Origin of the sequence: Streptomyces sp. NPDC001549, from assembly GCF_042894025.1 — a bacterium.
In the GTDB taxonomy this organism is placed as follows: Bacteria; Actinomycetota; Actinomycetes; order Streptomycetales; family Streptomycetaceae; genus Streptomyces; species Streptomyces kutzneri.
Genome location: NZ_JBIAVJ010000029.1, coordinates 74,190 through 98,747 on the forward strand (window position 1 = coordinate 74,190; position 24,558 = coordinate 98,747).

Sequence of the window (24,558 nt, forward strand, 5' to 3'; positions counted from 1 at the left end):
CGCGGCCGCCCGGGACCGTCTTCCACCCAGGCCAGGGACCCCGTAACCCCATTTGCAGGCGGCCGAATAGCGCGCCGATCACCCCTCGGTAAGCTGACGGCATGACAGGACAAGTACGCACCGTCGACGGGCGTGTCGCCGGCCGGCGCGGCCAGGCGACGCGGCAGAAGCTGCTCGACTGCCTCAGCGAGATGCTCAGCTCCTCGCCGTACCGCGACGTCAAAGTGATCGACGTCGCCCGCAAGGCCGGTACCTCCCCCGCGACCTTCTACCAGTACTTCCCGGACGTCGAGGGCGCCGTCCTGGAGATCGCCGAACACATGGCCACCGAGGGCGCGCAGTTGACGTCGCTCGTCGAGGGCCGGACCTGGGTCGGCAAGTCAGGGTGGGCCGCCGCCGAGGAACTCGTCGAGGGCTTCCTGGAGTTCTGGCGCCGCAACGACGCGATCCTGCGGGTCGTCGACCTCGGCGCGGCCGAGGGCGACAAGCGCTTCTACAAGATCCGCATGAAGATCCTGAACTCGGTCACCAACTCCCTCACGGAATCGATGAAGGAGCTCCAGGCCAAGGGCAAGGTCGACAAGGACATCAGCCCCGCGGCGATGGCCGGTTCACTGGTTGCGATGCTGGCCGCGGTCGCCTCGCACCAGAAAGGCTTCCAGACCTGGGGCGTCAAGCAGGCCGAGCTCAAGCCGAACCTGGCGCTGCTCGTCCACCTCGGCATCACGGGCAAGAAGCCCACGAAGTGACGATTCTCGCCCCATGGATTGGGGCGATTCCCTTCAGCTCGCGTGGGCGGGCTTCGGGGCTTCACGCATCCGCCTCCGGCCGGTGGCCGGGACTCGCACCCTGGGGATGCTGCGCGTGCTGTTGATGTCCGAGCCACCCGTCCGGCGGGCTCGGGCCTCGATCTCCACCGAGGCATTGTGGTCGGCATCGTCCTCGTGCCCACAGTGGGTACAGGCAAACAACCGACCACAGCCCTTGCGGGATTCGGGATCGACCTGGCCGCATGCGGCACAGGTCTGGGAGGTGTGGAACGGCGCTACCGCGACGAGTACGGATCCGAACAGGTGGGTTTTGTATTCAAGCTGTCGCCGCCGCTCTCCCGGGATGTTGTCGAGGATCGACCGGTTCAGTCCGGCCTTCTGGCGGACGCTCTTGCCCGGCCTTTCGGCGGTGCCCTTTGCTGAGGCCGTCATGGCCGTCACGCGCAGATCCTCGATACCGATCAGGCCGTGATTTTTGGCGAGGTCGGTGGTGAGCTTGTGCGTGAAATCCTGGCGGCGGTTAGCCCGCCGGGTGGTCAGCTTCGCGATCTGGGCGACCGTCGCATGCAGGCGGGTCCCGTACTTCCCTCCGTTGTGCTTCCTCGCGTAGGTGATCTGTCTCGCCTTGCGCTGCTCCAGAGCCTTGAGTCGCTTCTTCTCGTTGGCCGTCAGTGAAGGGGGCATGAGACGGGATGTGGTCTCGGTGGACACGAATGCGGACGCGGCGACACCGAAGTCCACCCCGCACGCGGGCTTCCCGTTAGGCATTCCCGGCTTGCGGCCCGTATGGACACCGAACGAGACGTGCCAGCCGCTGCCGTCCCGGGACACCGTGGCGTTACGGATCGCGCCCCCGATGGCGCGGGAGAGCCGAAACCGTAGCCACCCGATTTTCGGCAGGCGCACTTCAGCCCACTTACGGTTCAGCTTCCGGACTTCGACCGCCTGCCCGGGAAACGGAACCGACAAGCGGTGGCCGCGCTTCTTTCTCGCTGGGAACCGGGCCGGATGTTCGAGGTTCCAAAAGTTGTCGTACGCCCGGTCAAGGCTGCGGAGGATCTGCTGCCCGGCCTGCGCGGGCAGTTCACCGATCCAGTCCAGGTCGGCTCGCGCTGCCGTCAGGTACCTGCACTGCTCCGCAGATCGGAGGGTGTACCGGCGCTGCTCCCACAGGTATACGCGCTGCTGCTTCCGTGGTGCGCCGCCATTGACTTCGTGACGAAATACCGGCACAAAATGTTCACCGACGTATATCTCAATCGGATGGAGAAGATCACGAACACGGTGTGCGCGGACTTCGAGCGCGAGCTGGTCGAGTTCAACGACGCTCTTCGCCAACGGGCTGGAGCCCGATGCGCACTGGCTTCGATGGCGGCGGACCCCTCCAGGGTCCGCCGCCCGGCACCTCTCCCGTACTCCTGCGATCAGCGACGCTCCAGGCGGAACAACCGGATCTCGCGCTCGATGCGCGCCTGGTACGTCGCATACGGCGGCCAGAACCTCAGCACCGCCTGCCACGCCTCCGCGCGTTCCTCACCCGCCAGCAGCCGGGCCCGGACGGGGATGTCCCGGCCTTGCCAACTCACATCCGCGTCCGGGTGCTTGAGGAGGTTCCCGGTCCATGCCGGGTGCCCGGGCCGGCCGAAGTTGGAGCCGATCAGGATCCATGTCGTCCCGCCGTCCTCCGGCATGCAGGCGAGCGGGGTCGTGCGCGGCTCACCGGTCTTGGCACCCTTGGCGGTGAGGATCACGCCCGGCAGCATCTGGGCGCTGAGGATGACCTTGCCGCGGGTCAGCTTGTGCACCGCCTTGTCCATGGCGGGGATGAAGTGCGGTGCGATCTTGGCGAAGAGCATGGTCGAGGAGACCTTCTGCATCAGCTTGACGCCGGGAGCCATCAGACGGCCACCTTCTCTGGTGTGGGCGGGGACGTGGGGTCGGGCGAAGGTTGCGGCGGAGCCGCGGCCGGAGCGGCCGCCGGGTCCGCCCGGTCCGCCGGGTCCGCCGGGTCCGCCGGGTCCGCCGGGTCCGCCGGGTCCGCCGGGTCCGCCGGGTCCGCCGGGTCCGCGAACAGGCCCGCGCGGTCGGCGGCGTGCGCCCGCAGCCGGTGGACCGGACCGAACAGCAGCTCGTCGGCCGCCGCCCGCTTGAAGTAGAGGTGCGCGTCGTGCTCCCAGGTGAAGCCGATGCCGCCGTGCAGCTGGATGGCCTCGCCCGCGGTCACCCGCAGGGCTTCCAGGGCCTGGGCGAGCGCGAGTCCGCCCTGGTCCGGGTCCCAGGCGGCGTAGTAGGCCGCCGAGCGGGCCGCCTGCACCTGCACGTACAGGTCCGCGAGGCGGTGCTTGACCGCCTGGAAGGAGCCGATCGCCCGGCCGAACTGCTCGCGCCCGCGTACGTACTCCACCGTGCGGGCCAGCGCCTGACCGGCCGCGCCGACCGCCTCGGCGGCCAGGACGGCAGCGGCGGTACGCCCGGTGGCGGCGAGCGCGCCGAGCACATCGGCCCCTTCGTCGCCGAGCAACTCCGCCGACACGTCACGCAGTTCGATCCTGGCCTGCGGGCGGGTCTCGTCCAGGACGGCCTGCCGGGACCGTACGAGCCCCGGCGCGTCCTCCCGTACGAGGAACAGCAGCGTGCGGCTGCGCGCGAAGCCGCCGGTGTGCGCGGCGACCAGCAGCAGCCCGGCGCTGTGCCCGTCGAGCACCTGAACGGCCTCCCCGTACAGCCGCCAGCCACCCCCGGAGCCGGCGTCGTCGGCATGTGCGTCGGCGGTGACGGCGCGGGCCTGGACACCGCCGGCGCGGCCGCCGCCGGACCACTGCCCGGAGGTGTCCTCGCCGGTCAGCGCGAGGGCGGTGGCCAGCGCCGGGCCGCTGACGGCAAGGGCGGCGGTCAGCCCGCCCGTGGCCAGCGGCGGGAGCAGCTCGGAGCGCTGGGCGCCGGTGCCGAGGGCGGCGATCAGGGGCACGCACAGCGCTGCGGTGGCCAGCAGCGGCGAGGGCAGCAGCGCCCGGCCCGTCTCCTCGCAGGCCAGGGCCAGGTCGGCGGGGGCACAGCCGACACCGCCGTACTCCTCGGCGATGGCGATGCCCGGCAGCCCGAGCTGACGGGCCAGCTGCTGCCAGAGCTCGCGGTCGTGTCCGGCGGTGGTACGGACGGCGGCCTTGACCTCGTCGGGGCCGCAGCGTTTGCCCAGGATCTCGCGCAGGGTACGGCGTATCTCGCCCTGCTCCGCGGTGAAGGCGGCATCCATCGTCGGGCTCCTCCCGGGGGCACCTCCCAGCGGTAGCTGGGGGGATCTGACGGGCCGTCATGTTAGGCCCGGCGGGGACAGAAGCACAGGGGGCGGCGGAGGTGGTTTGCGCGGCGGGGTCTAGCGTCTGACACTTCGTCAGATATACCGTCCCCTCATGCCTGGACCCACACCTGGACCCACATCCGGACCGATATCCGGACCTCCGTCCGGACCTCCGTCCGGACCTCCGTCCGGACCTCCGTCCGGACCGACATCCCGGCCCGCGACCGGGCCCGCGACCGGAGCCGCACCCCGCGCCCGCAGGAGGGTCGCGGTGGTCGGCGTCGCCCTCTCGGAGTGCGGCCGGGTCGACGGCCCCACCCCCTACGCCCTGCACGCACAGGCCGCCCGGCGCGCCCTGGCCGACTCCGGCCTGCACCGCTCCGTCATCGACGGCTTCGCCTCGGCCGGCCTCGGCACGCTCGCACCGGTCGAGGTGGCCGAGTACCTGGGCCTGCGGCCGACCTGGGTCGACTCCACCTCGGTCGGCGGCTCGACCTGGGAGGTCATGGCCGCCCACGCGGCGGACGCGATCGCCGCCGGGCACGCCAACGCCGTGCTCCTGGTCTACGGCTCCACGGCCCGCGCGGACATCAAGGCGCGGCGCCGCACGTCCAACCTCTCCTTCGGAGCGCGGGGACCGCTGCAGTTCGAGGTCCCGTACGGCCACACGCTGATCTCCAAGTACGCCATGGCCGCCCGCCGCCACATGCACGAGTACGGGACGACACTGGAACAGCTCGCCTCCGTGGCCGTACAGGCCCGGGCGAACGCGGCCACCAACCCGGACGCCATGTTCCGCGACCCGATCACGGTCGAGGACGTGCTCGGCGGCGACATGATCGCCGACCCCTTCACCAAGCTGCACTGCTGCATCCGCTCGGACGGCGGCTGCGCGGTGCTCCTGGCGGCGGAGGACTACGTACCGGACACCGCGAAGGCCCCCGTCTGGATCCTGGGGGCCGGCACGTCCGTCTCCCACACCACCATGTCGGAGTGGGAGGACTTCACGGTGTCCCCGGCGGCGGTATCGGGCCGCATCGCCTTCGAACAGGCCGGTCTCACCCCGGCGGACGTGGACCTCGCGGAGATCTACGACGCCTTCACCTACATGACCCTGGTGACCCTGGAAGACCTCGGCTTCTGCGCGAAGGGCGAGGGCGGGGCCTTCGTGGAGAAGGGCCGCCTGCTGCGCGACGGGGAACTCCCGGTCAACACCGACGGCGGCGGCCTCTCGGCCTGCCACCCCGGCATGCGCGGGCTGTTCCTCCTGGTCGAAGCCGTCCGCCAACTCCGCGGCGAAGCGGGGGCCGGCCAGGTCATCAAACCCGGCGGCCGTCTCCCGGAGGTCGCCCTGGCCTCGGGCACCGGCGGCTGGTTCTGCTCGTCGGGAACGATCCTGCTCGGGCGGGGGTGACCGCCCCCCGCCCGGGGGCGGGTCCGGGGACAGGTCCGGGGACGGAGGCGGGACGGAGGCGGGACAGAGGCGGGGACGGAGGCGGGGACGGGGAGGGTTACTTGCCCTCGGCGAGGGTGTGCGCCACGAGGGCGTTGGCGTGACCGTGCCCCAGACCGTGCTCGGTCTTGAGCCACGAGACGAGCTCCATGTGCTTGGTCAGCGGCGAGGACCGAATGAGGTCCTGCCACTCCCCGATCGGCCGTCCGTACTTCTTCTCGATCGAGGGGAAGTAGCTGACGGGGCCCTTCACTGTCTCGGCCATGATGCGTGTCCCTCCGGGGGTGCGGGTGTGTGTGCGGTGCGGTGGGGTGCGGTCTCGTAGGTATGACTGCGTCGGGGACGAGAACTCATCGGTGGGGCGGAAGATTTCTTCAGGGGGGGGTGGCCCTCCCGACCCCGCCCCCCGAAGCCACCGACCCCCGACCCCGACCCGTCGGCCCCTGGTCCCTGTCCCCCGCCCTGCTGTTCCATATGCCTCATGACCAGCGAGACCAGCGAGACCGGCCAGGCCGGCGAAGCCGCCCCCGACGCATTCCGCGCCACCCTGCATTCCCTGCGCGTGTGGGACACCCCGCTCCCCGGGTTCGATACCTCCGCCGCGCCCCGCGAGCCCTTGGCGCTGTTCCGGGAATGGTTCGTGCATGCCGCCCGGGCGGGGCAGTTGGAGCCGCACACCATGAGTCTGGCGACGGTGGACGGGGAGGGGCGGCCCGATGTGCGGACGTTGATGCTGCACGACGTCGACGCGCGCGGCTGGCACTTCGCCTCGCACGCCACCAGCGCCAAGGGCGTGCAGCTGACCGGACACCCGGAGGCGGCGCTCGGGTTCTACTGGCCGGCCGTCGGCCGCCAGGTCCGCGTCCGGGGCCGGGTCACCGCCTGCGGGCCCGAGGAGAGCCGGGCGGACCTGGCGGTCCGCTCGCGGGGTGCGCTCGCCGCCGCGCTCACGGGCCGGCAGAGCGAGGTGCTCGGCTCCGCCGAGGAGCTGGCGCGGGTCTCGGCGGCCGCCTGGGAGCGGGCCGGAGCCGAGCCGGACGCGCCGGCTCCGACCTGGACGCGGTACGTGCTGGACCCCGCCGAGGTGGAGTTCTTCCAGGGTGACGCCGCGCGCCGGCACATCCGCCTGCGGTACTCCCGTACAGAAGGCGGGTCCTGGGAGCGCGAGCTGCTCTGGCCCTGACCCCCGGCCCGAAGGGCCCTCAGTCCGGAGGCGGCGCCGGCCGGAAGACCGCCACCCACACCCCGTCCGCGGCCTCGCGGAAGGTGACCGTCAGCGGCATGCCGATGCGCAGGTCCGCCGCCTCGCAGTCCACCACCTCGGTCATCATCCGCGGGCCTTCGGCGAGGTCGACGACCGCCGCCGTGTACGGGACGCGCGTACCGAACGGCGGGAGGTCGTTGCGGTGGATCACCGACCACGTATAGAGGATCGCCCGGCCGCTCGCCGTCTCCCACGTCACACGGTCCTCGCCCGCCCAGCAGAACGGGCAGAACTCGCGCGGGTAGTGGTGCGCCCGCCCGCAGTCGGCGCAGCGGCGGAGGAGCAGCCGGCCCTCGGCAGCCGCGTCCCAGTAGGGGCGGGTGAACTCGTCCGCCTCGGGGAGGTCGTACCGCACCGTACCGGTCACAGGAACAGTCCGGTCGCCGCGTCGAGGGACCACGTCTGCCAGGACATGGCGAGGAGCGCGACGAGGGAGATGAGCGCCATCATCGCGTTCTGGCCCTGCTCGGCCCAGTCGTGGATCATCAGCACCAGGTAGAGCAGGTTCAGCAGGAGTCCGCCGATCAGTGCGACCGGGGTCAGGAAGCCGAGTACGAGGCCCAGCCCGAGTGCGAGTTCCGCGTAGACGACGATGTACGCCATCGCCTTCGGCCGCGGTGCGACGACCAGTTCGAAGCCGCCCTTGACGAAGGTCCAGCGGTGTTTGCCGGCGACGTCGGCGGCCCAGGCGATGCCGGTGCCGCGCTCGAACCAGCCCTTCTTGTCCTTGTGCCGCCAGCTCTCCAGCCACCACAGGCCGAGGCCTATCCGGAGCACGGCGAGCCATTCGGCCCCACTGAGCCAGATGGTCTGCATCGGCAGCCCCCACCCCTCTCGCGATCGACGCGCACGCTCTATCTGACGGTACGTCAGTTGAGCGGATCCGGGGCGATCGCGCAAGGCCCCGGCCGGCCGCGGGTCCGCGGCCCCGCGGGCGTTCCGGGCGCCCGTGATCGATCCGCAATCGATTCCCCGCCCGACCGAGACCCATCAACCCAGCGTGGCGATACGATCACACCTCATGCCCGGAGACCCCACAGCACCCGACATGACCACCCAGCCCCGCCCCGTGTACGTCATCGGGGCCGGCCCCGGCGGCCTCGCCGCGGCCGCCGCGCTGCGCGCCCGCGGGGTCCGCGCGGTGGTCGTCGAGAAGTCCGACGCGGTCGGCGCATCCTGGCGGCAGCACTACGACCGGCTGCGCCTGCACACCACGCGCCGGCTCTCCGCCCTCCCGGGTCTGGCCATGCCGCGCCGCTTCGGACGCTGGGTCTCCCGCGACAACGTCGTGCGCTACCTGGAGCGGTACGCCGAGTTCCACGAGCTGGAGCTGGTCACCGGTGTGGAGGTGACCCGGATCGAGCCCGCCGCTCCCGGCCCCGAGGGCGAGGGCGAGGGCGGCTGGATCCTGCACGCCAGCGGCGGCCGGGAGCTGGCGGCCGCGGCCGTCGTCGTCGCAACCGGGTACAACCACACGCCCGCGCTCCCCGACTGGCCGGGCCGGGACGCGTACGAGGGCCGGCTGCTGCACGCCTGCGACTACCGCAATCCCCAGCCGTACGCCGGCCAGGACGTGCTCGTCGTCGGCGTCGGCAACACCGGCGCCGAGATAGCCGTCGACCTCGTCGAGGGTGGCGCGGCGCGGGTGCGGCTCGCCGTGCGCACCGCGCCGCACATCATGCGCCGCTCCACCGCCGGCTGGCCGGCCCAGCGCAGCGGGATCCTCGTACGCCGGCTGCCCGCGCCGCTGGTGGACAAGCTGTCGGTGCTCGTCGCCAGGGCCTCCGTCCCGGACCTGTCGGCGTACGGGCTTCCGCGCCCGGCCACCGGCCTGTACAGCAGGGTCAAGCAGGGGTCGATACCGGTTCAGGACGTCGGTCTGGTCGACGCGGTCCGTAGCGGCAAGGTGGAACCGGTGGCCGCCGTCGAGGGCTTCGACGGCGCCGAGGTGGTGCTCGCGGACGGCTCGCGGATCACCCCGGACGCGGTGATCGCGGCGACCGGCTACCGCCGGGCGCTGGAGGGGCTGGTCGGCCACCTCGGGGTGCTCGACGAGCACGGCCGCCCGCGTACGCACGGCGCCCGCACCCCCGAGCAGGCCCGTGGCCTGTACTTCACGGGCTTCTCGAACCCCATCAGCGGCATGTTCCGGGAGATGGCCCTGGACGCGGAGAAGATCGCCAAGGCGGTCGCCCGGCGGTCCGGGGCGGGCGCCTCGTGAAGCTGCCCGGCTCGAACGCCCCGGCCCGGATCCGGGGGGCCGCCCTGACCGCGTGGAGCGAGCCGCTGTCCCGGGGCTACCTGGTGCTGCTCGCGGTGTGCGCGGTGTGGTCCATGACCGGCGGCGTCGGGCTCGGCGAGAACGGCTGGCTGATCCGCAACATCGCCGTGGTGCTGACGCTGCCCTGGCTCCTCGCCGTACACCTCTTCCTCGTCGTCACCCAGGTCGACACCTGGCTGCTCGGCTACAGCTTCTACTTCGAATCGCCCGCCTGGCTGTTCGAGCCGCTCTGGGTGCTCTACTGCCTGACCGCCGGGCTGCTGAACGCCCGGCTGCTGGCCCGCGTGTCGCGCTCGACGCGGGAGGCGGGATCCGCGCCGTGGTGGGTCCCGATGTTCACCCTGGCCTTCTTCGCCGGGCTGTTCGCCCTCTGGCACGCCTGAGCCACGGCGGCCGCCGGGTCAGGCGGCGGGCGGGCCGGGGTCGAGGCAGGGCCAGGGTCGGGCGGGCCCGACCCGCCCGGTCGCCGTGTCGGCCGAATCGCGCCTGGACCGGTCCGGGCGGGATCTGTCACCGTTCACTTCACCGGAATTCTCTCAGGAGGCCCCGGCCTTCAGGCCGGGGAGGAATGGGTCCTTGGGTCGGAGGCGCGGAGCGCCGGAGGTCGGTTCGCATCTGGTCCGACCTGTGCTTTCGGCTGCTGTCAGTGGTCGGGGATAGGTTGTTGGGATGGTGACGACGCCGATGGCGGGGGATTCCATACATGCCCGGTGGACCTTCCGCGTGCGCGTGTCGTCCACCGCGCTCGCCGCCCTGACGGCGGAGTGGGACCGGTGTCGCTGGGTGTGGAACGAGTGCTGCGCGAAGTCGAAGCAGACGCACCTGTGGAACAAGGACCGGCCCGAGGGTGTCGACAAGCGGACCTGTGGTCCGGCCCAGCTCGACAAGATGCTGACCGAGGCCCGAACAAAGAACACCTGGCTTCGGGATGGATCCTCGGTTCCGCAGCAACAGTTGATCCGGGACTTCGGCAAGTCCAAGGCCAGGGCGCAGAAGGACATCCGCGCACGGCTGCCCATGGCGCGTCGGGCCGGGATGCCGAAGTGGAAGAAGAAGCGGGAAGCGCTGCCGTCCCTCAACTACACCCGGCGCGGTTTTCGATTGAAGGACGGGAATCTGCACCTGGCGGGCGGGATCGCCCTGACGGTCGTGTGGTCGCGCGGCCTCCCTGCCGACCCGACCTCCGTGCGTGTCTACCAGGACAGTCTCGGGCACTGGTACTGCTCGTTCGTCGTCCCCGCCGAGGTCGAGCCGCTTGCGGAAACCGGCGCGGTGATCGGTATCGACTGGGGTGTGAAGGAGACCGCGACCACCACCAGCGATCCCCACGACCTCCCGCACTCCGAGCACGGCAAGAAGGCCGCCGCCGGCCTCGCGCGCTATCAGCGGATGATGGCCCGCCGGAAACCGAAGAAGGGCAAGCCCGGCTCGAAGGGCTACGAGCGGGCGAAGAGGCGAGTCGCGAAGCTGCACAAGAAGGTGGCCCGGCAGCGCCAGGACACCGGCCGTAAATGGGCCAAGCGTGTGATCCGCGACCACGACGCCCTGGCGGTGGAGGACTTCCGCCCGAAGTTCCTCGCCAAGTCCACCATGGCGCGGAAGGCGGCCGACGCGGCGATCTCCGCGACGAAGACGGCCCTGGTCGAGATGGGCCGAAAGCACGGCCGTGCCGTGCACCTGGTACACCCCGCGCACACCACCATGGATTGCGCGCAGTGCGGAGCGAGAACCAAGCACGCACTCCCCCTCTCGGAACGAACCTATGCCTGCACCGTGTGCGGAGCCGTGTCCCCCAGGGACAAGAACTCCGCCCGCGTGATGCTGGGCCGGGCTGGTCTCAACCCGGCTGGTGCCGAGGGCGTAAGACCACCTGGGGCGCTGCCCCAGGTGGCTGCCTGAGCCAGAAATCCCCGATCAGCCCTGGAGGGTGAAGAACCCCCTCCCTTCAGGGAGGGGAGGATTCAACACACCACCTCCACACCTTTCCTGCGCAGCCCTGTTCCTGACGGCACGTCAGTTCAGTAATCTGACTACACGTCAGTTATTGAGTTCCATCGAGGTTCATCGAGCAGGAGCGGGCGGCAACGATGCTTGGATCTACTCACGGCACCCTCACCACCGACTTCCGCGCACGTGTCGAGGCCTGCGGGGAGTCTCCCAGGACCGCCGTCCATTCGTCGGCGGCCCCCTCCGCCGACGACGCGGTCCCCCTGGACGTCAGCGGACGACCGCTGCACGCCGACGTGCCCGACCTGGACCGGTTCTTCCGGCCCGAGTCCGTGGCCGTCATCGGCGCCTCCGACACGGAGGGCCGGCCCAACACCGGCATCACCCGCCAGCTCATCGCCTGGGCGGAGCGCGTCGGCGCCCGGATCCACCCCCTGCACCCCACCCGCCCCACCGTCTTCGGGCTGACCTGCCACGCCTCCGTGGCCGACCTGCCCGAACAGGTGGACCTCGCCGTCCTCCTCGTCGCCGACCCGCTCCCCGTCATCGAGGAACTGGCCGGGACCAAGGTCAAGTTCGCGGTCGCCTTCGCCTCCGGCTTCGCCGAGACCGGCGATGCGGGGGCCGCCGCCCAGGAGCGGCTCGGCGCCGCCGTCCGGGGCTCCGGCCTGCGCCTGCTGGGCCCCAACACCAACCTCAACGCCTTCGAGAAGTTCCGCGAGGACCTCGACGGCCCGGCGATCGCCCTCATCACCCAGTCCGGCCACCAGGGCCGGCCCGTCTACACCCTCCAGGAGCTGGGCATCCGGCTCTCCCACTGGGCACCCACCGGCAACGAGGCGGACCTGGAGACCTCCGACTTCATCTCCTACTTCGCCGAGCAGCCCGAGGTCGGGGCCATCGCCTGCTACGTGGAGGGCCTCAAGGACGGCCGGTCCTTCCTGCTCGCCGCCGACCGGGCCGCGCGCAACGGCGTCCCCGTCGTCGCCGTCAAGGTCGGCCGCACCGAGACCGGCGCCCGCATGGCCGCCTCCCACACCGGGAAGCTGACCGGCGCCGACACCGTCGTGGACGCCGCCATGCGCCAGTTCGGCGTCATCCGCGTCGACGGGCTCGACGAGCTCCAGGACACCGCCGCCCTGCTCGCCCGGGCCCGCAAGCCCAAGGCGGACGGGGTCGTCGTCTACTCCATCTCCGGTGGCACCGGGGCCCACTTCTCCGACCTGGCCACGGAAGCGGGCCTGACCCTGCCCACCCTCTCGCAGGCCAAGCAGGACGAACTCCACCAGTGGATCCCCGGGTACCTGAACGTCGCCAACCCCGTCGACAACGGCGGCCACCCGGTCGGCGACTGGCGCGGCCGCAAGATCATCGACGCGATCCTCGCCGACCCCGCCGTGGGCGTCCTGATCTGCCCGATCACCGGCCCCTTCCCGCCCATGAGCGACAAACTCGCCCAGGACCTGGTGGACGCCGCCGAGCAGAGCGACAAGCTGATCTGCGTGATCTGGGGCTCCCCCGTCGGCACCGAGGACGCCTACCGCACCACCCTCCTCGGCTCCTCCCGCGTGGCCACCTTCCGTACCTTCGGCAACTGCATCACCGCCGTACGCGCCTACCTCGGCCACCACCGCTTCACCGCCGGATACCGCTCCCCCTTCGAGGACGCACCGCGCACGCCCTCGCCCTCGTACCGCAAGGCACAAGCCCTCATGCGGCCGTCGCAGCAGCTCAGCGAGCACGCCGCGAAGCAGCTCCTGCGCGCCTACGGGATACGGGTCCCCCGCGAGCAGCTGGTGACCAGCGCGGCGGCGGCGGTCCGCGCGGCCGGGCTGGTCGGCTACCCGGTGGTGATGAAGGCCTCGGGCCCGCAACTGGGCCACAAGACGGAGCTCGGCCTGGTGAAGATCGGCCTCACCTCGGCGAGCCAGATCCGTGACGCGTACCGGGAACTGACCGACATCGCGCGCTACGAGAACGTGCCGCTCGACGGGATCCTGGTCTGCCAGATGGTGGAGCGGGGCGTGGAGATGGTCGTCGGCGTGACCCAGGACGACCTCTTCGGCCCCACCGTCACCGTCGGGCTGGGCGGGGTCCTGGTGGAGGTCCTGCACGACGCGGCGGTCCGCGTGCCGCCGTTCGGCGAGGACCAGGCGCGCGCGATGCTGAGGGAACTGCGCGGGCATGCGCTGCTGGAGGGCGTACGGGGGGCGCCCCCGGCCGATGTGGACGCCCTGGTGGAGGTCGTCCTGCGCATCCAGCGGATGGCGCTCGAACTGGGCGACGAGCTGTCCGAGCTGGACATCAACCCGCTGATGGTGCTCCCGCGGGGGCAGGGGGCGGTGGCGCTGGACGCGCTCGCCATCTGCCGCTGACGCTGCGCTCGCCCCGCGGTCACCGCTGCGCGGAGCCTTCTCCCCGCCCCGCCCCTTCGCCGCTTCCCGGGGCTCCGCCCCGGACCCTGTACGTGCGCTGCGCGCCCGTACGCTCAAACGCCGCGCGGGCTGGATCCTCCAGCCCCGCCGGCGCTTGAGGCGCGGGGGTCCGGGGGCGGAGCCCTCGGCAACGGCGCCGCACCCATCCCCCGAACGGAAGTTCACCATGACCGGCATCACGGAGGACGAAGTCCTCCACCGCATCGACAACGGCGTCGCCTGGATCACCCTCAACCGCCCCGAGGCCATGAACGCCGTCACCTGGGACCAGCGCGAGCGCGTGATCGCGCTGCTCGCCGAGGCCTCCGCCGACCCGGCCGTGCGGGCCGTCGTCGTCACCGCCACCGGCAAGGGCTTCTGCGCGGGCGCCGACCTGCGCGGCGGCAGTGCCCCCGCGGGCGAGAGGGTCGCCGGTGACGTCGCCCGTATGATCCGCCTCGGCGCGCAGCGCCTGATCACCGCCGTGCTCGACTGCGAGAAGCCCGTCCTCGCCGCCGTCAACGGCACGGCCGCGGGTATCGGCGCCCACCTCGCCCTCGCCTGCGACCTCGTGATCGCCGCCGAACCGGCCCGTTTCATCGAGGTGTTCGTCCGCCGCGGCCTGGTACCCGACGGCGGGGGCGCGTATCTGCTGCCCCGGCTCGTCGGGCCGCAGAAGGCCAAGGAGCTGATGTTCTTCGGCGACGCCGTCCCCGCCGCCGAGGCCGAGCGCCTGGGTCTGGTCAACCGGGTGGTTCCGGCCGAGGAGTTGGAGGCGACGGCCCGCGAATGGGCCGAGCGGCTCGCCCAGGGGCCCACCCGGGCCCTGGCCATGACCAAGCAGCTGGTCAATGCCTCCCTGGACGGCGACCGGGCGGCCGCACTCGCCGCCGAGGCCACCGCCCAGGAGATCAACATGACCACCGCCGACGCCAACGAGGGCGTGGCGAGCTTCGTGGAGCGCCGCACGCCCAAGTACCTCGGCCGCTGACCCCGGCGCGGCGTACTACATCCGCGGGTCGGGCTTGAGGAGCGCGAACACCGCTCCGGCCGGGTCGGCCAGCCAGGCGATCCGGCCGACCTCCGGGAGGTCGGTGGCCGGCATGAGCACCGATCCGCCGTTCGCCTTGGCCGCCGCGACGGTGGCGTCGACGTCCGCCGAAGCGAAGTACGGCACCCAGCGCGCCTGCTCGCCCTCGCTCTCCCCCAGGAAGGGGGCGACCCCGCCGAAGGAGGCGTCCTGCTGGTCTCCGCCGGCGGTGCTCAGCACCCGGTACGTCATTCCGGGCGCGGGCATCTCGGCGCTGCGCCAGCCGAACACCCCGGCGTAGAAGGCGATGTCGGCGACGGGGTCCGCCACGTGGAGCTCGGTCCACACCAGCGTGTTGTCGGCGGAGGTCAGCTGGAGTCCGGCGGTCTTCCCGGGCTGCCAGCAGGCGAACTCGGCGCCCTGCGGGTCGGTGAACTGGGCCAGCCAGCCCTCTCCCATGACGTCCATGGGCTCCATCCGGACCTTGCCGCCGCCGGCGGTGACGGCCGTCGCGGTGGCCTGGATGTCGGGGGTCATGAAGTGCTGCATCCAGGCGGACGTGGCCCCCTCCTCGGTGAGCGGCCCGAGCGCGGCAACGGTCTTGCCGTCGACCTGGAAGAACCCGTACCCGCCCGCCTCGGGCCCGGCGGAGACGAACTCCCAGCCGAGGACGGCGCTGTAGAACGCGGCGGCGGCCTCGGTGTCGGGACTGCCGAGGTCGAGCCAGTTGGGTGATCCGGTGGTGAAGTCGGTGCCGAGCATGGGGTCCTCCCGGGACTACGGCGGCGGTACGAGGTCGCTGCCACGATGCCGAGCCTCCACCCGCGCCCGGGCGCACGGACCCACGAAGACGGGGGGTTTCACCCGTGTGGGGGAACGGGATGCTCGGCGCGGCGGCCGGGGATCACGACGAGATGAGGAGGTCCGGCGGGCCGGAGCGCCACAGGGCGCATGGCGCCGTCGCCCGGGTCACCGACCGGGTGGAGCTCCGGGCGGGCCGCGGGCCCGGCCTCCTCCACTGCGACTCCCAGCCGGGGCAGCCGCTGACGATCAGGTCCACCCCGGCCCGCTGGTCGAACCGCGCGCCGGCCGGCCGTTCCCGCCAGGTGCCCGAGGCGGTGCAACGCGCCACGAAGCCGTCGCCCGGGCCGGCCGGGAGGTCCTCGGCAGCGAGCTCGCCGCCCTCCCGAAGCCGGACCGTCCCGCCGTCCTCACCGCGCCACGTGCCGACGTACAGCGGCAGCCACGCCCCGGGCAGCCCGTAGCCGTTCACCACGACCCCGTCGGTCGCGTACGGCCCACCCAGGACGACGAGCAGGGCCGGCCCTGTCAGCAGCCGCCCGGCGAAGACCGCTTCCGCGCCAGGTGCCGACGCCCACCATCCGCGGTCCACCCCTTCCTATCTGACGAACCGTCAGCTTCAATCATTGCTGTGATGGGACATGCAGGGATGGCGGCCACCGTCGTCCGATACCTCAGGTCAGTCGGCTCCCCCACCTCCGCCTCGGCGCAGCGGGAACCCGAGTCCGTCGACGCCCTGCCGCGTCCCGACCTGCGGGCCGTCGGCGAAAACGAGCGCGCGCCCGTGTCCCCCGCCGAGTTCCGGGCCGTGCTCGGGAACTTCGCCAGCGGGGTCACGGTCATCACCGCGCCGCCCGGCGAGGACGAGGAGGGCCCGGCCGGCTTCGCCTGCCAGTCCTTCGCCTCGCTGTCCCTCGACCCGCCCCTGGTCACCTTCATGGTGGCCCGTACGTCGACCACCTGGCCGCGGATCGCCCGCGCCGGGGTGTTCTGCGTCAACATCCTCGGCGCCGAACAGGGCGAGCTGTGCCGGTCCTTCGCCGTCAGCGGCGCGGACAAGTTCGCGGGGGTGACCCACACCCCCGCCCCCGTCACGGGATCACCGCAGCTCGACGCCGTGCCCGCCTGGATCGACTGCCGGATCCAGGCCGTCCACACCGGCGGGGACCACCTCATCGTCGTGGGCCGGGTGGTGGCCATGGGCGCGGCCGGCGAAGGCGAGCCGCTCCTCTTCCACAAGGGCCGCTTCGGGCGCCTCGCCGACTGACGGGCCGACTGACGGGCCGAGTGACGGGCCGACCGCCGGACGGGTCGCTGACCGGTCCCGCTCCCGCAGTTCGATGTCCCCGCGTCCGTCCGCTGCGTAAGCTCCCCCACGGGCTGGGCACCTCGGTGTTCCCTCGGTGTTCCAGTCCCTTCGGAATTCTTCGGATACGCGGGGATTTGATTTGATACTGAACCTGATGCGCCGCACGCGCGGCGCGGTCGCCGTGACGGTCGCCACCGGGGCCCTCCTGGTGGCCGCTTCGCCGGCCTCGTCGGCGGCTCCCGTCGCCGCACCCCCCGTCACGGCCGCAGGCGCGATCCTGATCGACGGCACCAGCGGGGCCACGCTCACCGGCAAGGCCGCTGACACCCAGCGGCAGGGGGCGAGCACCACGAAGATCATGACGGCCCACGTCGTGCTCCGTACGCCCAATGTGGACCTCAACAAGAAGGTCACCATCAAGAAGGAGTACGCGGACTACGTCGTCCGCGAGGGCGCGAGCTCGGCCCACCTGAAGGTGGGCGCCACCCCGACGGTCCGCCAGCTGCTGTACGGGCTGATGCTCCCGTCGGGCTGCGACGCGGCCTACGCGCTCGCCGACACCTTCGGCAAGGGCACGACCACGGCGGCCCGCAAGGCGGACTTCATCGCGCAGATGAACGCCAAGGCGAAGTCGCTGGGCATGACCAAGACCGTCTACGACTCCTTCGACGGCATCTCGCCGACCGGCAAGAACCTCACGACCCCGCGCGACCTCGCGAAGCTCACCAAGTCCGCGATGTCGGGCATCACCTTCCCGAAGCTCGTGCAGGCGAAGACCTACAGCACCGGCGGCACCTCGACCGACGCCACGTGGGGCAACAGCAACCTGCTGATCAGGGAGCGTCCCACCGGCTACGCGTACCCGGGTGCGATCGGTGTCAAGACCGGCACCGGCACCGCCGCGGGCAAGTGCCTCGTCTACTCCGCGACCCGTAACGGCAAGACCGTCATCGGCGTCCTGCTGAACGACGAGGAGCGCTACGCGGACGCCATGAAGCTCATGGACTGGGCGCTCGGTTCGAGCGCCGGCTCCGGGGCGGCACTGCAGCGCGGCAACACCGACCCGATCCCGGACGTCCTCGACTGACGGTGACACGGTTCACGGCTCCTCCGCCGGCGGGCGCGTTCCCGCCGGCGGAGGAGCCGAGTCGTTTCCGGGGAGCGGCAAGGACGGGGACGGGGACGGGGGCGGGTCAGAAGGTGAGCACTCCCCTGGCCACCCGCCCGTGGTGGGCGTCGTCCACGGCCTTGGCGAAGTCCTCGACCGGGTAGACCTCCGTCACCAGTTCGTCCAGCAGCAGCCGGCCCTGCCGGTAGAGCTCGGCGTAGAGCGCGATGTCGCGCTGCGGGCGCGAGGACCCGTACCGGCAGCCCATGATCGTCTTGTCCAGGTACATGGACGACACGAGGAACGAGGCCTCCTCCTGGAAGCCGGGCACGCCGAGCAGGACCGCCTGCCCGTGCCGGTCGAGGAGGTCGATCGCCTGGCGGATCAGCTTGACGTTGCCCACGCACTCGAAGGCGTGGTCGGCGCCGGTCGGCAGGATCTCGCGGACCGCCGCCGACGAGTCGGCGACGGCGGACGCGTCGATGAAGTGCGTCGCGCCGAACTGCCGGGCCACCGCCTCCTTCGCCGGGTTCGCGTCCACCGCCACGATCGTCGTGGCGCCCGCGATCCGGGCCCCCTGCAGCACGTTCAGCCCGATGCCGCCGGTGCCGATGACGACCACCGTCTCACCGCGGTCCACACGCGCCCGGTTCAGTACCGCCCCCACCCCCGTGAGGACCCCGCAGCCGATGAGCGCCGCCGAGGTCAGCGGGATGTCGGCCGGGATCTTCACGGCCTGCACGGCCTTGACGATCGTGCGCTCCGCGAAGGCGGAGTTGGAGGCGAACTGGAACAGCGGCGTCCCGCCCCGCGAGAACGGCCGGCCCGGCATCCCGATCGCCTTGCGGCACATCGTCGGCCGGCCCCGGTCGCAGTCCGCGCACGCCCCGCAGTTGGCCAGGGTGGACAGCGCCACGTGATCGCCCGGCACCACGTGGGTGACCCCCGGGCCCACCGCCTCGACGACCCCCGCGCCCTCGTGCCCGAGCACCACCGGCGGTGGGAAGGGGATCGTCCCGTCGATCACCGACAGGTCGCTGTGGCACAGCCCGGCCGCACCGATCGCGACCAGCACCTCCCCGGGCCCCGGGTCCCGGATCTCCAGGTCGTCGACCACCTGAGCCTGCTTGCCGTCGAACACGACGCCTCTCACCTGGACTCCTTAGGCAGGCCGAGCACGCGCTCGGCGATGATGTTCCGCTGGATCTCGTCCGAGCCGCCGTAGATGGTGTCGGCACGGGTGAACAGGAACAGGCGCTGCTCCTCGTCGAGTCCGAGTTCGTACGGGAGCCCGGGCGCCCAGCCCGCCGGCCCGGCCGTGGCCGCCGCGCCGCGGACCTCCACCGCCAGCTCCCCGAGCCGCCGGTGCCAGCCGCCCCACAGCAGCTTGGCCACGCTGGGCGCGCCCGGATCCCCGGTGGAGGCGAGGGTGCGCAGCGCGTTCCACCGCATCGTGCGCAGCTCGGCCCACTGCCGGACCAGCCGGTCCCGCAGGACGGGGTCACCGGCACCCGAGGCGGCCCGCGCCGCGTACGCGGCCAGGACGCGCTCCAGTTCCGCCGCGAACCCGATCTGCTGGACCAGGGTCGAGACCCCCCGCTCCAGGGCGAGCAGACCCATGGCCACGGTCCAGCCGTCGCCCTCGGCGCCGACGACCTCCGCCGCGACCGCCCCGTCGAAGAACACCTCGTTGAACTCGCTCGTGCCCGACATCTGCCGGATCGGCCGGACCTCGACGCGGCCGGGCTGGTCCATGCGTACGAGCAGGAAGGACAGCCCCCGGTGACGGCGCGAGCCGGGCTCGGTACGGGCCAGCACGAAGCACCAGTCGGCGTCGTGGGCGAGCGAGGTCCAGATCTTCTGGCCGGTCACCCGGTACAGCCCGTCGGCCGCGTCCCGGACCGCGGCCGTACGGACCCCCGCGAGGTCGGACCCGGCGTCCGGCTCGCTGTAGCCCTGGCACCACAGCTCCTCGCCCCGCGCGATGCCGGGCAGGAAGCGGCCTTGCTGCTCGGGCGACCCGTAGGCGATGAGGGTCGGGGCGAGGAGGTTCTCGCCGATGTGGCCGACCCGGCCGGGCGCGCGCAGGGCCGCGTACTCCTCGGCCCACACCACCTGGCCGGTCAGGGAGAGCCGCCGGTTTCCCCACCCGTCGGCCTCCCAGCCCTGCCCGATCCAGCCGCCCCGGCCGAGCTCGCGTTCCCACGCCCGCCGGATCCCGGCCCCCTCGTGCTCACTGCCCGGTCCGCCGAGGCCGACGGCCTGTGCGTACGAGCCCACGAGGTGCTCCGACAGCCACGCCCGGGCGCGCCCGCGCAGCTCCTCGTCCTCGGCCCCGAAGCTGAAGTCCACGCCGCTCCCCCTTGGTCCAGTGCAGTCCGGTGCGGTCCGGGCCGGTGCGGTCCGGTGCGGTCCGGGCCTACGCGTTGGGGCGGTCCTTGGCGGCCGCCGCCTTGGCCATGGCCTCCAGTTGCGCGAGCATCGGCATCGGGTCGGTGCCCACCGTGCCGGGGAGGAAGTCGGCGATCTTCTCCGGCGTCCAGGAGCCTTCGGCGTATCCGGCGCGCAGCTCGCGCGGCTGCGCCCAGACGGCGATCTTCGGGCCGGCGATCGTGTAGACCTGCCCGGTGATGTCCTCGGCCCTGGCCCGGTCGCTGAGCAGGTAGGTGACCAGCGCCGCCACGTCCTCGGGCTCGCCGATCTCCTTGAGCTCCATGGGGACGCCCGCGGACATGCGGGTGCGGGCGACGGGTGCGACGGCGTTGGCCGTAACCCCGTACTTGGCCAGGCCCAGCGCGGCGGAGCGGACGAGCGAGATGATCCCGCCCTTGGCGGCGCTGTAGTTGGCCTGGGCGACGGAGCCCTGGTGGTTGCCGCTGGTGAAGCCGATCAGGGTGCCCGTGCCCTGCCTGCGCATGACGGCGGAGGCGGCGCGGAACACGGTGAAGGTGCCCTTGAGGTGGGTGGCGATGACCGGGTCCCACTCCTCCTCGGACATGTTGAACAGCATCCGTTCGCGCAGGATGCCGGCCACGCACACGACGCCGTCGATGCGGCCGTACCGCGTAAGCGCCGTGTCGACGAGGCGCTGGCCGCCCGCCATGGTGGAGATGTCGTCGGCGACGGCGACGGCCTCCCCGCCGAGGGCGGTGATCTCCTTCACCACGGCCTCGGCGATCTCGCTGGTGGGCTCCGCGCCCTCGATCCCGACCCCGTAGTCGTTGACGACGACCTTGGCGCCCTCGGCGGCCGCGGCGAGTGCCACGGCCCGCCCGATGCCCCGGCCGGCGCCGGTGACGGCGACGACCTTGCCTGCCAAGAAGTTCCCCACGTCCGGCCCCTTCCCGCGATTTCTGACGGACCGTTAGATTCTATGGGTAGTCAGATACACCTGCACAAGCCCTCGTTGCCGTCGTAACCGCCGCATCCACGCAAGGAGCCGTCGACGCCCATGACCCTGCCCGCCGAGTTCCACGACATCGCCAAGCGCGTCAACAACTGGGGGCGCTGGGGCGCCGACGACGAGATCGGCACACTGAACCTGATCACCGACGAGGTGGTCCGGGGCGCCGCGGCGGAGATCCGCACCGGCCGCCGGATCCCGCTCGCCCTCCCGCTCAAGGAGGACGGGGTGCAGGTCGGCATGATCCCCGGCCGGATCAACCCGCTGCACACGATGGTGCAGATCAATCAGGAGCTCTTCGGTCCCGGCACGGTGGCCTGCAGCGACGACGCCGTGAGCATGGGTCTCCAGGCGGGCACCCACTGGGACGCCCTCACCCATGTCTCGCACTCGGGGAAGATCTACAACGGCCGCCCGGCCGGCACCATCACAGCCCACGGCCGCGCCGAGTTCAGCGGCATAGACAAGGCCGGCCACATCGTCTCGCGCGGGGTGCTCCTCGACGTCGCGCGCGCGAAGGGGCTGGACCGGCTGCCGGGCGACCACGCGGTGACCCCCGGGGACCTGGCCGAGGCCGAGGAGTTCGGCGGGGTCACCGTCCGCCCCGGCGACATCGTCCTGGTCCGCACCGGCCAGATCCAGGTCTACCTGGCGGGCGACAAGCACGGCTACGGCTTCCCCTCGCCCGGGCTGTCCGTCCGTGCGCCCGAGTGGTTCCACGCGCGGGACGTGGCGGCCGTCGCGAACGACACGCTGACCTTCGAGATCTTCCCGCCGGAGATCGAGAACCTGTGGCTCCCGGTCCACGCCCTCCACCTGGTCGAGATGGGCATGCACCAGGGCCAGAACTGGAATCTCGAAAAGTTGTCCACAGCCTGTGCAGAAGAGAACCGCTACGCGTTCCTCCTCTCCGCGATGCCGGAACCCTTCGTCGGCGGCACCGGAACCCCCGTGGCCCCGGTGGCCGTCCTCTGATCCGACGGCATTCCGCCCCGGGGGCTTTGCCGCACCGCCCCCGGGGCGTACGGCAGCGTGGAACCATGAGGTGTACATGACGCGTCACCGTTCGCGCATCACCCATGGAGCCCACCACCCTCACTGCAGGAGAAGCGCATGGCCAACCCGTACGAGGTAACACCGCCGCCCCAGGCCCCCAGACGCCGGTCGAACGGAGGCCTCGTGGCCTTCCTCGCCATCGTCCTGGTCGTCGGCGGTGTCTACGGCGCCTCGAAGCTGCTCGGCGGCGACGACGGCAAGTCCAAGACCTCCGCGCCCACCACGGCGTCCCCGTCCGCCAAGCCGTCCAAGGACCCGGGCAACCCCGAGTCCTCCTCCGACACCTCCAGCGCGTGGAAGGTCGGCGACTGCGGCGGCCCCGACCCGGCCAAGGCCCCCGACGGGTACAAGCGGCAGGGCTGCTCCGACTCCGGCGCCACCTTCAAGGCCATCGACATCAAGGACGCCAGCATCCTTCCCGGCTCGATCCAGTGCCCGGCCGGCACCGACCTGATGATCGAGGTCAGCATCTCCTACAACGGCAAGAGCAGCGGCATCCCCACCAACACGGTCTGCGGCCGCAACATCTCGGGCGACCACCCCGGCGACGCGGGCGCGGGCGGCGGACAGCTGGTCCAGGGCGACTGCGTGAGCGCCCAGGCCCAGGAGGTCCCCTGCGGCTCCGGCAAGGCCAAGGTGCTCGGCCTGGTCAAGACGAAGAGCGAGTGCCCGTCCGGGACCACCAAGCCCCTCCAGCTGACCATGGCCGTCGGCCGCCCCTACGACGTGATCTGCACCGACGGCTGAGACAGAGACACCCCGGAACGTGACCGCCCGCTGTCCCGGCACGGCGCCCGGGACGGCGGGCGACAGCAGCCGGCCGCCATCCACCGCCGCCACCGACCGCCGGCCGCCGCCGAAAATTCCGTGCCCCGGCGTCGGTGAAGGCGCAAACTCACCCCATGGCGGACATGCAGGCATTCCGGGAAGCGCTCGACGACTGGGCGAGCGGCGGTCCCGGCGAGGCCGCCGGCGAGCTGGCCGCCCGCCTGGACGTGCGGACGGCGGTGCTGCTGGAAGGACCCAGCGACCACGCGGCCGTCGAAGCACTGGCCGCACGGCGCGGCCGCGACCTCGCCGCCGAAGGGGTGTGCGTCGTACCGATGGGCGGCGCGATGAGCGTGGCCCGCTACACCGGCCTCCTCGGGCCGCCCGGCCTCGGCTTGCGCCTGACCGGACTGTGCGACGAGCGCGAGCAGCCCTTCTACGACCGCGCGCTGGAACGGGCCGGGGCGCCGCGGCAGGGCTTCTTCGTGTGCGTGGCGGACCTGGAGGACGAACTCATCCGGGCACTGGGCACCGCGCGGATCGAGGAGATCCTCCGGGCCGAGGGCGACCTCCGCTCCTGGGAGACCTTCGTACGCCAGCCCGCCCAGCACGGCCGGCCCCGGCAGCGGCAGTTGCGGCGCTTCCTCGGCACGAAGAAGGGCCGCAAGATCCGCTACGGCCGCCTCCTCGTCGAGGCCCTCGGCCCCGGCCAGACACCGGCGCCGCTCGACGATCTCCTCGCGAGCCTGTGACCGGTCGGGCCGGGCCGCTCGACGCGGCCCGGCGGGTTCTGCGGGTGGCGGCGACGCGCATGCACGCCCCGAGCGCGGCACGGCAGCCGCCACCCCACGACCCGCACTCGTCAAGGCCTGCCCTTGGCGTCCCCTCGCGTCGAATCGCTCCACACCAGGGTGATCAAGATGTGACGAACCGTCAACACCTCGTTAGAGGTACACGCGTGGTTCCCGCGGCGGGGTATGAAATTCCGACGGGCCGTCCGAGGGCCGCTCGGACGCGCAGTCCGAGGTCGATTTCTGCGCGCGGTCGATCTCGCACCAGATCCGTTTGCCCGCGCCCTCGCGCTGCCAGCCCCAGCGGTCCGCCAGCCCGTCGACCAGCTCCAGGCCGCGTCCGCCGGTGTCCTCCCCGCACGCCTGCCGGCGGTTCGGCGCCCGGTCGCTCGCGTCGGCCACCTCGACCCGCACCCCCGGCCCCCCGAACAGCATCCGCAGCACGGCCGGACAGCCCGTGTGCACGACCGCGTTCGTGACCAGCTCGGAGATCAGCAGGATCAGCGTCTCGGCGAGCGGCTCGTCGTCCCCTATGCCCGACCCCGCCAACCGGGAACGCGCCCACCGGCGGGCCCGGCCGACCTCGGCGGGATCCGCACCGACCTCAAGCTGAACCTGAAGCACCTGCACCGCTCACACCATCCGAACCGGCGGACACTTCGCCTCGCGACAGGACGGGATCACCGACTGTGATCCCCTTCCGTAGCAGCATGGTTGACATACAGTCACCACAACAAGCGCTTCGGGCATATTCACGCGCGAAGGAGGGGGCGTGGTGCATACTGTGCGACGCTCGCGCCGCTCAACCGCTCGCATTCGTGGGAGCGTACCGGAGCAGGCCCCCGCTTCCGGGCCGCAATGAGTT

25 protein-coding genes are annotated in these 24,558 nt (G+C 71.9%); 13 read left to right on the forward strand and 12 right to left on the reverse strand.

Annotated elements, in window-relative coordinates; translation table 11 throughout:
- Window positions 1-101 precede the first annotated feature (101 nt).
- Window positions 102-749, forward strand: a complete 648-nt coding sequence (locus ACFY04_RS35435) for a TetR/AcrR family transcriptional regulator (protein WP_052872673.1) — start codon at window positions 102-104, stop codon at window positions 747-749.
- Window positions 750-782: 33 nt separating this feature from the next.
- On the opposite strand, the gene ACFY04_RS35440 is transcribed toward ACFY04_RS35435, so the two are convergent.
- The 3 genes from ACFY04_RS35440 to ACFY04_RS35450 form a co-directional block, all read right to left on the reverse strand.
- Entirely contained in the window at window positions 783-2,108 is a 1,326-nt protein-coding gene (locus ACFY04_RS35440; RefSeq protein WP_389123444.1) for an RNA-guided endonuclease InsQ/TnpB family protein, read from the reverse strand.
- A gap of 86 nt (window positions 2,109-2,194) precedes the next feature.
- Window positions 2,195-2,668, reverse strand: coding sequence for a nitroreductase family deazaflavin-dependent oxidoreductase (locus ACFY04_RS35445; RefSeq protein ID WP_301370158.1), 474 nt, complete (start codon window positions 2,666-2,668; stop codon window positions 2,195-2,197).
- Complete coding sequence (locus tag ACFY04_RS35450) at window positions 2,668-4,023, reverse strand: acyl-CoA dehydrogenase family protein (RefSeq protein ID WP_389123446.1); 1,356 nt, start codon at window positions 4,021-4,023, stop codon at window positions 2,668-2,670. The genes ACFY04_RS35445 and ACFY04_RS35450 overlap by 1 nt, the downstream gene beginning before the upstream one ends.
- A gap of 157 nt (window positions 4,024-4,180) precedes the next feature.
- Here ACFY04_RS35450 and ACFY04_RS35455 point away from each other — a divergent pair, with 157 nt between their 5' ends.
- Complete coding sequence (locus ACFY04_RS35455; RefSeq protein ID WP_389123449.1) at window positions 4,181-5,482, forward strand: acetyl-CoA acetyltransferase; 1,302 nt, start codon at window positions 4,181-4,183, stop codon at window positions 5,480-5,482.
- 97 nt (window positions 5,483-5,579) lie between these two features.
- Here ACFY04_RS35455 and ACFY04_RS35460 read toward each other — a convergent pair whose 3' ends face one another.
- Window positions 5,580-5,786 carry a DUF4287 domain-containing protein gene (locus ACFY04_RS35460; RefSeq protein ID WP_189971490.1) on the reverse strand — a complete coding sequence of 69 codons (207 nt, stop codon included), beginning with the start codon at window positions 5,784-5,786 and terminating at the stop codon, window positions 5,580-5,582.
- Between the two features lie 216 nt (window positions 5,787-6,002).
- Between ACFY04_RS35460 and ACFY04_RS35465 the strand changes: the two genes are divergently transcribed.
- Window positions 6,003-6,704, forward strand: a complete 702-nt coding sequence (locus ACFY04_RS35465) for a pyridoxal 5'-phosphate synthase (protein WP_389123453.1) — start codon at window positions 6,003-6,005, stop codon at window positions 6,702-6,704.
- A gap of 19 nt (window positions 6,705-6,723) precedes the next feature.
- Here the strand turns inward: ACFY04_RS35465 and ACFY04_RS35470 are convergent, their stop codons facing one another.
- Window positions 6,724-7,152 carry a Zn-ribbon domain-containing OB-fold protein gene (locus tag ACFY04_RS35470; protein WP_389123455.1) on the reverse strand — a complete coding sequence of 143 codons (429 nt, stop codon included), beginning with the start codon at window positions 7,150-7,152 and terminating at the stop codon, window positions 6,724-6,726.
- On the reverse strand, window positions 7,149-7,601 hold the full coding sequence (locus tag ACFY04_RS35475) for a DoxX family protein (RefSeq protein ID WP_389123458.1): 453 nt from the start codon (window positions 7,599-7,601) through the stop codon (window positions 7,149-7,151). The genes ACFY04_RS35470 and ACFY04_RS35475 overlap by 4 nt, the downstream gene beginning before the upstream one ends.
- A gap of 205 nt (window positions 7,602-7,806) precedes the next feature.
- Between ACFY04_RS35475 and ACFY04_RS35480 the strand changes: the two genes are divergently transcribed.
- The 5 genes from ACFY04_RS35480 to ACFY04_RS35500 all read left to right on the forward strand — a co-directional run bounded on the left by ACFY04_RS35480 (window position 7,807) and on the right by ACFY04_RS35500 (window position 14,418).
- Window positions 7,807-9,006, forward strand: a complete 1,200-nt coding sequence (locus ACFY04_RS35480; protein ID WP_389123461.1) for a flavin-containing monooxygenase — start codon at window positions 7,807-7,809, stop codon at window positions 9,004-9,006.
- Complete coding sequence (locus ACFY04_RS35485; RefSeq protein WP_389123464.1) at window positions 9,003-9,449, forward strand: hypothetical protein; 447 nt, start codon at window positions 9,003-9,005, stop codon at window positions 9,447-9,449. The genes ACFY04_RS35480 and ACFY04_RS35485 overlap by 4 nt, the downstream gene beginning before the upstream one ends.
- 286 nt (window positions 9,450-9,735) lie before the next feature.
- Entirely contained in the window at window positions 9,736-10,965 is a 1,230-nt protein-coding gene (locus ACFY04_RS35490; protein ID WP_389123466.1) for an RNA-guided endonuclease InsQ/TnpB family protein, read from the forward strand.
- Between the two features lie 188 nt (window positions 10,966-11,153).
- Window positions 11,154-13,388, forward strand: coding sequence for an acetate--CoA ligase family protein (locus ACFY04_RS35495; RefSeq protein ID WP_389123469.1), 2,235 nt, complete (start codon window positions 11,154-11,156; stop codon window positions 13,386-13,388).
- A 226-nt stretch (window positions 13,389-13,614) separates the two neighbouring features.
- Window positions 13,615-14,418: an enoyl-CoA hydratase-related protein gene (locus tag ACFY04_RS35500; RefSeq protein WP_314251777.1), complete on the forward strand. Its 804-nt coding sequence runs from the start codon at window positions 13,615-13,617 to the stop codon at window positions 14,416-14,418.
- A gap of 15 nt (window positions 14,419-14,433) precedes the next feature.
- Here the strand turns inward: ACFY04_RS35500 and ACFY04_RS35505 are convergent, their stop codons facing one another.
- Together ACFY04_RS35505 and ACFY04_RS35510 are read right to left on the reverse strand one after the other, a co-directional pair.
- Window positions 14,434-15,219 (reverse strand): VOC family protein, encoded by a 786-nt coding sequence (locus tag ACFY04_RS35505; RefSeq protein ID WP_389123472.1) that lies wholly within the window; start codon window positions 15,217-15,219, stop codon window positions 14,434-14,436.
- Window positions 15,220-15,361: 142 nt separating this feature from the next.
- Window positions 15,362-15,850 (reverse strand): hypothetical protein, encoded by a 489-nt coding sequence (locus ACFY04_RS35510; RefSeq protein WP_389123474.1) that lies wholly within the window; start codon window positions 15,848-15,850, stop codon window positions 15,362-15,364.
- Between the two features lie 57 nt (window positions 15,851-15,907).
- Here ACFY04_RS35510 and ACFY04_RS35515 point away from each other — a divergent pair, with 57 nt between their 5' ends.
- Both ACFY04_RS35515 and ACFY04_RS35520 read left to right on the forward strand, forming a co-directional pair.
- The gene (locus ACFY04_RS35515) at window positions 15,908-16,525 is read left to right on the forward strand and encodes a flavin reductase family protein (RefSeq protein ID WP_389123543.1); all 618 of its coding nucleotides are present in this window, start codon (window positions 15,908-15,910) and stop codon (window positions 16,523-16,525) included.
- 196 nt (window positions 16,526-16,721) lie between these two features.
- On the forward strand, window positions 16,722-17,654 hold the full coding sequence (locus ACFY04_RS35520; protein WP_389123477.1) for a D-alanyl-D-alanine carboxypeptidase family protein: 933 nt from the start codon (window positions 16,722-16,724) through the stop codon (window positions 17,652-17,654).
- Window positions 17,655-17,760: 106 nt separating this feature from the next.
- Here the strand turns inward: ACFY04_RS35520 and ACFY04_RS35525 are convergent, their stop codons facing one another.
- The 3 genes from ACFY04_RS35525 to ACFY04_RS35535 all read right to left on the reverse strand — a co-directional run bounded on the left by ACFY04_RS35525 (window position 17,761) and on the right by ACFY04_RS35535 (window position 21,006).
- Complete coding sequence (locus tag ACFY04_RS35525; protein WP_389123479.1) at window positions 17,761-18,828, reverse strand: Zn-dependent alcohol dehydrogenase; 1,068 nt, start codon at window positions 18,826-18,828, stop codon at window positions 17,761-17,763.
- Window positions 18,825-20,027, reverse strand: a complete 1,203-nt coding sequence (locus ACFY04_RS35530) for an acyl-CoA dehydrogenase family protein (protein WP_389123481.1) — start codon at window positions 20,025-20,027, stop codon at window positions 18,825-18,827. The genes ACFY04_RS35525 and ACFY04_RS35530 overlap by 4 nt, the downstream gene beginning before the upstream one ends.
- A gap of 67 nt (window positions 20,028-20,094) precedes the next feature.
- Entirely contained in the window at window positions 20,095-21,006 is a 912-nt protein-coding gene (locus ACFY04_RS35535; RefSeq protein ID WP_389123483.1) for an SDR family oxidoreductase, read from the reverse strand.
- Window positions 21,007-21,126: 120 nt separating this feature from the next.
- Here ACFY04_RS35535 and ACFY04_RS35540 point away from each other — a divergent pair, with 120 nt between their 5' ends.
- The 3 genes from ACFY04_RS35540 to ACFY04_RS35550 all read left to right on the forward strand — a co-directional run bounded on the left by ACFY04_RS35540 (window position 21,127) and on the right by ACFY04_RS35550 (window position 23,654).
- Window positions 21,127-22,053, forward strand: coding sequence for a cyclase family protein (locus ACFY04_RS35540; RefSeq protein ID WP_389123485.1), 927 nt, complete (start codon window positions 21,127-21,129; stop codon window positions 22,051-22,053).
- Between the two features lie 138 nt (window positions 22,054-22,191).
- Window positions 22,192-22,881 carry a hypothetical protein gene (locus ACFY04_RS35545; RefSeq protein ID WP_389123486.1) on the forward strand — a complete coding sequence of 230 codons (690 nt, stop codon included), beginning with the start codon at window positions 22,192-22,194 and terminating at the stop codon, window positions 22,879-22,881.
- 155 nt (window positions 22,882-23,036) lie between these two features.
- A complete protein-coding gene (locus tag ACFY04_RS35550) occupies window positions 23,037-23,654 on the forward strand; it encodes a TOPRIM nucleotidyl transferase/hydrolase domain-containing protein (RefSeq protein ID WP_389123487.1) in 618 nt (205 codons plus the stop codon).
- 192 nt (window positions 23,655-23,846) lie between these two features.
- On the opposite strand, the gene ACFY04_RS35555 is transcribed toward ACFY04_RS35550, so the two are convergent.
- Entirely contained in the window at window positions 23,847-24,323 is a 477-nt protein-coding gene (locus ACFY04_RS35555) for an ATP-binding protein (protein ID WP_314251800.1), read from the reverse strand.
- Between the last annotated feature and the right edge of the window lie 235 nt (window positions 24,324-24,558).